Annotated in this window: 4 protein-coding genes; 1 reads left to right on the top strand and 3 read right to left on the bottom strand. The window is 55.0% G+C overall.

Going from position 1 to position 2,473, the window contains the following annotated elements:
- From lnt to ybeY, 3 genes are all read right to left on the bottom strand, one after another.
- Positions 1 to 837, bottom strand: an 837-nt coding sequence (gene lnt / locus BOW51_RS09820; protein ID WP_078477558.1) for an apolipoprotein N-acyltransferase, incomplete at its 3' end; no start/stop codon positions are given.
- Positions 837 to 1,694: a CorC family transporter gene (locus BOW51_RS09825; RefSeq protein ID WP_078477559.1), complete on the bottom strand. Its 858-nt coding sequence runs from the start codon at positions 1,692 to 1,694 to the stop codon at positions 837 to 839. The genes BOW51_RS09825 and lnt, both read right to left, overlap by 1 nt.
- Positions 1,691 to 2,149, bottom strand: a complete 459-nt coding sequence (gene ybeY, locus BOW51_RS09830) for an rRNA maturation RNase YbeY (RefSeq protein ID WP_174564754.1) — start codon at positions 2,147 to 2,149, stop codon at positions 1,691 to 1,693. Before ybeY ends, BOW51_RS09825 begins: the two co-directional genes overlap by 4 nt.
- Positions 2,150 to 2,233: 84 nt before the next feature.
- On the opposite strand from ybeY, the gene BOW51_RS09835 reads away from it, so the two are divergent.
- A partial coding sequence (locus BOW51_RS09835) for a peptide-methionine (S)-S-oxide reductase (protein WP_167367318.1) occupies positions 2,234 to 2,473 on the top strand: 240 nt, incomplete at its 3' end.

Genomic DNA, 2,473 nt, shown 5'->3' on the forward strand with positions numbered 1-2,473 from the left:
GGCATTGAGTGGTTCGATGAGCTCTCTTTCAACACTGAAAAGAAAATCAGGTATGGCGCTTTCAGGCCAGATGACCAGCTCCGAGTCGAGCAGTTTCAGGGTTGTGTCGGCATAGAACTCAAGCGTCGGAAAACGATTCTCGGGTAGCCATTTCTCATCCTGCGGGATATTGCCCTGGATCATGCTGACACGAATCGGCTCCCCTGTCTCCTGCGTCCATTGCACCTGTGACAACTGGTATCCGCCAGCGCCGATAGTAAGCAACAGGAGAGCGCTGATAGTGCGTGGCCTGATGCCGGGACGGGTCATGCTGACCAGCAGTGCAGCACATAGCATGGTGAGCAGTGACACGAGCCACACACCGCCAACGGGTGCATAGGCTCCGAGCAGGGTGTCTGTTTGGCTATAGCCAAGCAGTAGCCATGGGAAGCCGCTGAAAAGCCAGCTGCGTACCCATTCACCGAGACCAAACAGGGCCACCATCATAAGCAGGCGTGCCCGTGACGAATGGCTCCGCGTCCAGCGTGTGGACAGATACCCTGCAAGGCCATAGTAGAGTGCCATCGTCAGGGCGAGTAGCAAAGCAACGGCGACAGCAATTGCGTAGGGAGTGTCCGCGTAGGCGCTCATACTGTGATGGACCCAGTAGAGACCGGGAGTCATCAGGCCGACGCCAAACAGCCAGCCCCTTCTGAACGCTTGCGCGGGATCCTTGTCGAGCGTGAGCGCAAGCCAGAAGGCAGGTGCGAGAATGGCAAGCCACCAGAGCTCATATGGTGCAAATGAAAAGCTGGTAGCTGCTCCCGCCAGCAGGGCAACAATCTTGTCGTGCTTCATCAGCTCTCGGGAGTGTTTTCCGGCAGGTGAATCGACAGCAGCCGGATACGACGGCTATCGGCGCGAATCACGCGAAACTCGAAACGGTCAATGGTGACCGACTCACCACGTTTTGGCAGGTGTCCGAGTGTGTGTGTCACGAGGCCGCCGATGGTGTCGAACTCATCATCACTGAGAGAGGCGTCGAAATAGTGATTGAAGTCTTCAATATCGAGATGTGCCTTGGTGGTGTACTCATATTCGGAGCGCTGCAGGATCATGGCGCCCTCGTCGAAATCATGTTCATCCTCGATTTCACCGACAATCTGCTCAAGTACATCCTCGATGGTCACCATGCCTGCGGCAGCGCCATATTCGTCTATGACAACCGCCATGTGGTTGCGGCTGGTACGGAACTCCTTGAGCAGCACGTTGAGGCGTTTGCTTTCCGGTACGAAAACAGCACTTCGAAGTACGTCGCGCATACGGAATCGACTGCTGTTGCCGCCGCAATATTGCAGCAGGTCTTTAGCAAGAATGATGCCGACCACCTCGCCCTTGTCATCACCGATCACGGGAAAGCGTGAGTGAGCAGATTTGATTACGACCGGGAGCACGTCCTCAAGGCAATCGTCGCGCCCGACCACGACAACATCTGCCCTGGGCAGCATGATGTCGCGTACACGCAGGTCGGAGACTGACAGCACGCCCTCAATCATGGCCTGGCCGTCAGCGTCGAGTATGGAGCTACGGTTGGCCTGGCGGATCAGGGCAATCAATTGGTCACGATTTTGCGGTTCGCTTCCGCGTGGCTGAAACAGGCGCTTCAGCCAGCTACGCAGCGAACCGCTGCTACTTGGTGGTTCTTCGTTTTTCATGAGGGTTCTGTTGTCGCATAGGGGTCAGGATAGCCCAGGTGGGCAAGAATCTGTCGCTCCAGTGATTCCATTTCTTCAGCTTCAGCGTCATTTTGATGGTCAAGGCCCTGCAGATGCAAGACCCCGTGGACAATTATATGCGCCCAGTGTGTCTCGAGAGGCTTTTTTTGTTCCCTTGCTTCCTTTTCGAGTATCGGGGCACATATTACCAGGTCGCCAAGATGCGGCTCCTCGATACCCGCAGGCGCCTCGAACGGAAACGAGAGCACATTCGTGGGTTTGTGCTTGTTTCGGTAGCTGCTGTTAAGCGCTTTGCTCTCCTCCTCATCGACGATGCGTACAACCAAGGAGAGCTCCTCGTCGCTTTGCATGGCGGCTTCAGCCCATTTCTGCAATGTTTCGCTGTTGGGCAGGTTTGGCGCATCAGTAACAACCTGCAGGTTGATGTGCAGCATAATCCTCTGAACTGTCAGGGTGGTTATTCAATATTCGATCATTCTATACTGACAATTCATCTTAACGATAGCCCTGGTGAATGAATGTCGATACAAATTGCGACCTTGGGTGGCGGCTGCTTCTGGTGCCTGGAAGCGGCTTTTGCACGGATTGACGGAGTCATTTCAGTCAAGTCGGGTTACGCCGGCGGGCGCATGCCAAATCCGTCCTATGAGCAGGTGTGCGATGAAATCACCGGACATGCAGAAGTGGTGCGGATCGAATTTGACAGCGAGATCATCGACTATGCAACCCTGCTGGAGGTTTTCTTCGCCATTCATGAG

The organism is Solemya elarraichensis gill symbiont, assembly GCF_002021095.1.
Classification (GTDB): Bacteria; Pseudomonadota; Gammaproteobacteria; order Chromatiales; family Chromatiaceae.